We start from the raw sequence: 6,594 nt of genomic DNA on the forward strand, positions 1-6,594 counted from the left end.
GATATCCGGGTTGTTGGCGCGAAACTCTGGCAAGTGTTGTGTCAGCCATAATGAAGAAAACGCAGGGGAACAACAGATCGTCAGCAAGTGTTTCTGAGTGGGACTGCTGCGGATTCGCTCGGCGGCTTGCGCAATATTGACGAAGGACAACTGCGCCGCCTCGAAGAACACAGCGCCGGCGGACGTCAGCTCGACGGTGCGCCCCACGCGGGTGAACAACTGGGCCCCCAGGTAGATCTCGAGCTCGCGGATCTGCCGGCTGATCGCCGCCTGCGACACGCACAACGCCTCGGCCGCGCGGGTGAAGCTTTCATATTTGGCGGCCGCCACGAACGCCTTCACGGCTCTCAAGGACGGCATTCTGAGCAGCAAGGTGTCTGGATCGGCGTGTCTGCTCAGCATGAAAGCCACCTCAAGATCGAGAAAGGCGACGGAGCGTAACCCAAAGGCATGGCCCGGGCCACCAAGGGGTCGCAAATGCGCGCTGACCGTCGTTTCAGCGGCGTTCCATAACGTTAGGTTATCCACTAAGCCCTGTAAATGTTGTTGGATTTGCCGGGGAGATGCTTATAGATTTGATTGAAAGCCCTGATCCGCGGGCCAAGAATAAAAACAGGTAAACTGTCATGCGTGGATATCCCCCTTGGTACTGCCCCTTCGTATTAACAGCGCTCGTTATCAATTTGACGGAGCGCGTTCGCAGCACTGCATGCAGAGGAGGGACGCGATGACCAGTTCAGATGAAATCATTTGTGTGAAAAACATCTTCAAGGTATTTGGCGCCCAGCCGGATGTCGCGATGAAGATGCTCAAGGACGGCGCCAGCAAGAGCGAAGTCTTCGAGAAAACCGGCCAGGTGATCGGCGTCTTCGATGCCAGCTTCAGCGTCAAGCGAGGCGAGATCTTCGTGATCATGGGGCTCTCCGGCTCTGGCAAGTCCACCATGGTGCGGTTGTTCAACCGCCTGATAGAACCCACCTCCGGCAGCATCTTCCTCAATGGCAAGGAAATCACCGGCCTGTCCGACAAAGCGTTGCTCGACGTGCGACGCAAGGAAATGGGCATGGTGTTCCAGTCCTTCGCGCTGATGCCGCACATGAGCGTGCTGGAAAACACCGCCTTCGGCCTGGAGATCTCCGGCGTCAGTGAAGCCGAGCGCCACAACCGCGCCCGCGAAGCCCTCAGCCAGGTAGGCCTGGCAGGCCAGGAGCACAGCTACCCGCACCAGCTGTCCGGCGGCATGCAGCAACGCGTGGGGCTGGCCCGTGCGCTGGCGAACGATCCGGCGATCCTGCTGATGGACGAGGCCTTCTCGGCACTCGACCCGCTGATCCGCAGCGAAATGCAGGGCGAGCTGATTCGTCTGCAGGCCGAGCAGAAACGCACCATCATCTTCATTTCCCACGACATCGAGGAGGCCATCCGCATCGGCCATCGCATCGCGATCATGGAAGGCGGTCGCGTGGTGCAGATCGGCACGCCGCAGGAGCTGCTCAACCAGCCTGCCAACGAGTATGTGCGCAACTTCTTCAAGGGTTTCGACAGCTCACGGGTACTGCTGGCCGGCGATGTCGCAACCTTCGATCCCGAAGTGGTGTGCAAGCTCAACGGCAAGGCGCCGCGCTTCAAGCCGGGCGTACCGTTCGGCTACCTGATCGACGACCGTGGGCAACTGCTCGGCGTGGTCGATGCCGATGACAGCGGCATGGCGGCCACCGCCCGCCACAACCTGCACGAGCAGCAGCCGATCTATACCGACACCCCGCTGCACGAAGTGCTCGACATTGCCGCCACCCTGCCCTATCCGGTGCCGGTGCTCGACCGGGACGGCGCCCTCAAGGGCACGCTCTCGAAGAACCAGTTGCTGCAGACCCTGAGCCGCCACTGAGCGCCCGCGACCTTCACAGAGGTAAGCCAACATGTCCGAGTTCAGCCTTCTCGACCCGTTCCAGTCACTCACCATCCCATTGGGCGACTGGGTCACCAGCACCCTGAATTTCCTGGTGCACAACTTCCGCGACGTCTTCCGCGCCATTCGCTGGCCGATCGACCAGGTGCTCAATGGCATCGAGTTCATCCTGCAGAGCATTCCACCGAGCATCGGCATCATCCTGTCATCGCTGCTGGGCTGGCAGCTGGCCGGCAAGCGCATGGCCCTGCTGTGCTTTATCACCCTGACCCTGCTCGGGCTGATCGGGGTGTGGTCCGAATCGATGACCACTCTGGCCCTGGTGCTGACATCGGTGTTCTTCTGCGCGGTGATCGGCATTCCGCTAGGCATCGTCTGTGCCCGCAGCGACCGGCTCGAACAGATTGTGCGGCCGATCCTCGATGCCATGCAGACGCTGCCCGCCTTCGTCTACCTGGTGCCGGTGGTGATGCTGTTCGGTATCGGTAACGTGCCGGGCGTGCTGGTGACCATCGTCTTTGCCCTTCCGCCGCTGGTGCGCCTGACCAATCTGGGCATCCGCCAGGTACCCGAGGACAAGATCGAGGCTGCCCGCGCCTTCGGCTGCACCCCACGGCAGATGCTTACCCGCGTGCAATTGCCGCTGGCCACCTCGACCATCATGGCGGGCCTCAACCAGACCCTGATGCTGTCGCTGTCGATGGTGGTGATCGCCTCGATGATTTCGGTCGGCGGCCTGGGGCAGATGGTGCTGCGCGGCATCGGCCGCCTGGACATGGGCCTGGCCACGGTTGGCGGCGTCGGCCTGGTGCTGCTGGCCATCTTCCTCGACCGCCTGACCCAGGCGATGGGCGCGCGCACCGGTGCCGACCCGAGCCTGCGCTGGTACCAGACCGGCCCCGTCGGTGGCGTGATGCGCCTGTTTGGTGCCGCGAAACCTGAAGGGCGGCGCAAGACTGCCTGAAACAGCCGTATTCGATCTGCCGCACTTTTCCAGATAAAAAACAGAAGAAGGTACGCGACGATGTCCGAATTCAAGCTCACCCGCAGCATGCTCAAATGCGCCACCGCCCTGACCCTTGCCGCGTCCGCCCTGTGCGCCCACGCGTCAGCGGACAAGCCTGGCGAGGGCGTCAAGGTCACCCCGATCTTCCCCTCGATCGCCGAGGAACGCTTCCGCGGCGAGGTCGCCATGGAGGGCCTGCGCGAGCTGGGCTACAAGGTCCAGGAGCCCAAGGAGACCGAGTACGGCGTGATGATGGTCGCCCTGGCCAACGGCGATGCGGACTTCACCGTGCATCTGTGGGACAAGCTGCACGACAAGTTCTATCGCCAGGCCGGTGGTGATGACGTGATGATCAAGGCGGGCGACATCATGCCCGGCGTATTGCAGGGCTATCTGATCGACAAGAAGACCGCCGAAGCCCACAACATCAAGTACATCACCGACCTCAAGAAGCCCGAGATCGCCAAGCTGTTCGACACCGATGGCGACGGCAAGGCCGACATGACCGGCTGCAACCCGGGCTGGGGCTGCGAGCTGGTCATCGACCACCACATGAAGGCCTACGACCTGGAGAAGAGCATCAAGGTCAACCAAGGCTCCTACTTCGCGCTGATGGCCGACACCATTACCCGCTACAAGGAAGGCAAGCCGATCTTCTACTTCACCTGGGTACCGCAGTGGATCTCGACCGTGCTCGTCGAGGACAAGGATGTGGTGTGGCTGGAGGTGCCGAAGACCGACCTGCCTGACGGCAACAATGATGTCGACACCATGTACAAGGGCAAGAACCTCGGGTTTGCCGTGGACAAGGTCGAGGCCGTGGTGAACAAGGAGTTCGCCGAGAAGAACCCGGCCGCCCTCAAGTTCCTGTCGGTGATGCAGATCAGCACCGCAGACGAGAGCGCACAGAACCTGAAGATGCAGCAGGGCGAGAAGAAGCCTGCCGACATCACCCGCCACGCCAAGGAGTGGGTAGCCGCGCACCGACAGCAGTTCGACACTTGGCTGCAGGCTTCGCGCGCAGCGGCGACCCAGGCCAGCCAGTAAGCACCGGGCAATGAGCACCTTCAGCAGAACCTTTGCACAGCGCAACCTGCTGTGCACGGGTTCCGGCGAAGCCAGCCAGAAAACCTCACGGGTAGGTTTTCTGTTGCTGGAGAACTTTTCGCTGCCGTGCTTCACCCAGTCCCTCGATGTGCTGGTGACCGCCAACGTGATCCAGCCAGGTTCCGTACGGGTCCATACCTTCAGCCACAGCGATGCCCAGGTCATGAGCGACCTGGCCATCCCGATCCGCCCAGACACGCCGTTCACCGACGTGCGGCTGGCCGAACTGGACCTGATGATCATTTGCGGCGGGCTGCGCACGTCCAGGACCATGCCGTCCTGGCTGACCACCCTGCTGCACAGGCTCGGCGGCATGCCCATCGCGCTGGGCGGCCTGTGGAACGGTGCCTGGTACCTGGGCAAGGCGGGCCTGCTGGACGGTTACCGCTGCGCCATCCACCCCGAGCAGCGAATGGCGCTGTCGGAGCGTTCGCCCAATGCCAATGTGTCGATGGAAACCCTGGTGGTCGATCGCGACCGTCTCACCGCGGCGACGCCTGCGGGCGCGTTCCGGATGATGATCCAGTGGCTGGCCAGGGTCTCGGGCAGCAAGCTGGCCGATGCGGTGCTCGACATGCTCGACTATGACCAGTCGCGCCATCGCTGCGCCGCGCAGACCCGGCATCCACGCCTGACCGGCCCGCTGCGCGAGGTCATCAGCCTGATGGAATCGAACCTGGAGGATCCGCTGGAGCCTGAACAGATCTGCCATTACGTGGGACTGTCCCAGCGCCAGATGCAGCGGCTGTTTCGCGAACAGCTCCTCACCACGCCGCAGAAGCATTACCTGCAACTGAGGATTACCGAAGCGCGCCGCCTCATACAGAACTCAAGCTCCTCCCTTGCCGATGTGGCGCTGGCCTGCGGCTTTGTGTCGAGCAGCCATTTCAGCAAGTGCTACAGCGCCCTGTTTGGCTATCCACCGTCCAGGGAAGCGCGTCACGAACTCTAGCCAGGACCGGACAATGACAAGAATCTCTTCGCTGCCCGCCGACGACGCCACCTGCGGCTGGTATCACCTGAGCAAGCCTCGCCAAGCCAGGCCCGCGCACCAGGGCCAGACCAGCGCCCGCTGGGTGATCGTTGGCGCGGGCTACACCGGCCTTGCCACGGCCCGGCAACTGGCGCTGCACTTCCCTGACCAGGAAATCGTGCTCATCGAGGCCCAGGAAGTCGGCTTCGGCACCTCGGGACGCAACGCGGGGTTCGTCATCGACCTGCCCCACGACATCGGGGCCCCTGACTACATCGGCGATATCGACACGGCCCGGACGGTCATGAAGCTCAACCTCAGTGGCCAGAACTACCTCAAGGAGCTGGTCGAGCGCTACGACATCGACTGCCAGATGAAGCATTGCGGCAAGTACCAGGCGGCGGTCGAGCCCCGTGGCATCGCGGTGCTCGATGCCTACCGCAGCGGCCTGGACAAGCTCGGCCAGCCCTACCAGATGATCGAGGGTGCCGAACTGCCCGAGCACATCGGCACGCATTTCTACCGCAAGGCGCTGTTCACCCCCGGGACCTCGCTGATCCAGCCCGCGGCACTGGTCAAGGGCCTGGCCGACAGCCTGCCGGCCAATGTCACGCTGTACGAGAACACACCGGTCAGCGAAGTCGAGTACGGCGCCCGTACCGTGCTCAGGCATGCCAACGGTTCGATCACCGCCGACAAGCTGATCCTCACCAACAATGCCTTTGGCATGAGTTTCGGCTTCCTCAAAGGGCGCATGTTGCCGGTGTTCACCTACGCCAGCCTGACCCGCCCGATGACGCCCGTCGAGCAGGCCCGTCTCGGCGGCAGACCTTACTGGGGGGTGATCCCGGCCGACCCGTTCGGCACCACCGTGCGGCGCACGCCGGACAACCGCCTGCTGGTGCGCAACAGCTTCAGCTTCAACCCGGACGGGCGCAGCAACCCGAAATATCTGGAGCGCTTCGTCAGCCGCCATCGCGCCTCGTTCGAGCGGCGTTTTCCCATGCTGCCGAGCGTGCAGTTCGAATACACCTGGGGTGGCGCCCTGGCGCTTTCGCGCAACCACGCGGGCTACTTCGGCCAATTGCGCGAGAACGTCTACGGCGCCCTGTGCTGCAACGGGCTGGGCGTCACCCGCGGCACCGCCACCGGCAAGCTGATGGCCGACTGGCTGGCGGGCGAGCGTTCGGAACTGATCGACTTCGTGCTCAATTCACCTGGCCCCTGCGCCAACCCTCCCGCGCCCATCGTTGCCCTGGGCGTGAACTTCAACCTGTTGTGGGGGCAGTACCGCGCCGGCCAGGAAAGCTGATCGGCGGCAACCCTCATCTGGAGCGATAACCATGAAATTCGAAGGCATCTACACCCCGGCGATCACCCCCCTGAGCGCTGATGGCAGCATCGACAAGGCCGCCTTTGCCGAGGTTCTGGAATACCTGGTCGAGTCCGGCATCCACGGCGTAATCATCGGCGGCTCCACCGGCGAGTACTACGCCCACACCGCCCAGGAGCGTTTCGACCTGGCCGCCCAGGCCAAGGACGTGCTCAACGGCCGTCTGCCGCTGATCGTCGGCACCGGTGGCATCCGCACCGAAGACG

Annotated in this window: 7 protein-coding genes; 6 read left to right on the forward strand and 1 reads right to left on the reverse strand. The window is 63.1% G+C overall.

The window, feature by feature from the left end; genetic code table 11:
- A partial coding sequence (locus VJS90_RS20835) for a LysR family transcriptional regulator (RefSeq protein ID WP_324123525.1) occupies positions 1–399 on the reverse strand: 399 nt, incomplete at its 3' end.
- Positions 400–727: 328 nt separating this feature from the next.
- Between VJS90_RS20835 and VJS90_RS20840 the strand changes: the two genes are divergently transcribed.
- The 6 genes from VJS90_RS20840 to VJS90_RS20865 all read left to right on the forward strand — a co-directional run.
- The gene (locus VJS90_RS20840; RefSeq protein WP_324123519.1) at positions 728–1,888 is read left to right on the forward strand and encodes a glycine betaine/L-proline ABC transporter ATP-binding protein; all 1,161 of its coding nucleotides are present in this window, start codon (positions 728–730) and stop codon (positions 1,886–1,888) included.
- A gap of 31 nt (positions 1,889–1,919) precedes the next feature.
- A complete protein-coding gene (gene proW / locus VJS90_RS20845) occupies positions 1,920–2,873 on the forward strand; it encodes a glycine betaine/L-proline ABC transporter permease ProW (RefSeq protein ID WP_324123520.1) in 954 nt (317 codons plus the stop codon).
- A 60-nt stretch (positions 2,874–2,933) separates the two neighbouring features.
- Positions 2,934–3,962 carry a glycine betaine/L-proline ABC transporter substrate-binding protein ProX gene (proX, locus tag VJS90_RS20850; RefSeq protein ID WP_324123521.1) on the forward strand — a complete coding sequence of 343 codons (1,029 nt, stop codon included), beginning with the start codon at positions 2,934–2,936 and terminating at the stop codon, positions 3,960–3,962.
- A gap of 10 nt (positions 3,963–3,972) precedes the next feature.
- Complete coding sequence (locus tag VJS90_RS20855; RefSeq protein WP_324123522.1) at positions 3,973–4,974, forward strand: GlxA family transcriptional regulator; 1,002 nt, start codon at positions 3,973–3,975, stop codon at positions 4,972–4,974.
- 13 nt (positions 4,975–4,987) lie between these two features.
- Complete coding sequence (locus VJS90_RS20860; RefSeq protein ID WP_324123523.1) at positions 4,988–6,307, forward strand: FAD-binding oxidoreductase; 1,320 nt, start codon at positions 4,988–4,990, stop codon at positions 6,305–6,307.
- A 31-nt stretch (positions 6,308–6,338) separates the two neighbouring features.
- The coding region (locus VJS90_RS20865) for a dihydrodipicolinate synthase family protein (protein WP_324123524.1) at positions 6,339–6,594 on the forward strand (256 nt) is incomplete at its 3' end.

The sequence above is a fragment of the Pseudomonas sp. genome (assembly GCF_035277045.1).
In the GTDB taxonomy this organism is placed as follows: Bacteria; Pseudomonadota; Gammaproteobacteria; order Pseudomonadales; family Pseudomonadaceae; genus Aquipseudomonas.

Excerpts from the sequence above, each read along its gene's own strand:
- VJS90_RS20840 (WP_324123519.1), top strand. The coding sequence starts at position 728 with ATGACCAGTTCAGATGAAATCATTTGTGTGAAAAACATCTTCAAGGTA.
- proW (WP_324123520.1), top strand. The coding sequence starts at position 1,920 with ATGTCCGAGTTCAGCCTTCTCGACCCGTTCCAGTCACTCACCATCCCA.
- proX (WP_324123521.1), top strand. The coding sequence starts at position 2,934 with ATGTCCGAATTCAAGCTCACCCGCAGCATGCTCAAATGCGCCACCGCC.
- VJS90_RS20855 (WP_324123522.1), top strand. The coding sequence starts at position 3,973 with ATGAGCACCTTCAGCAGAACCTTTGCACAGCGCAACCTGCTGTGCACG.
- VJS90_RS20860 (WP_324123523.1), top strand. The coding sequence starts at position 4,988 with ATGACAAGAATCTCTTCGCTGCCCGCCGACGACGCCACCTGCGGCTGG.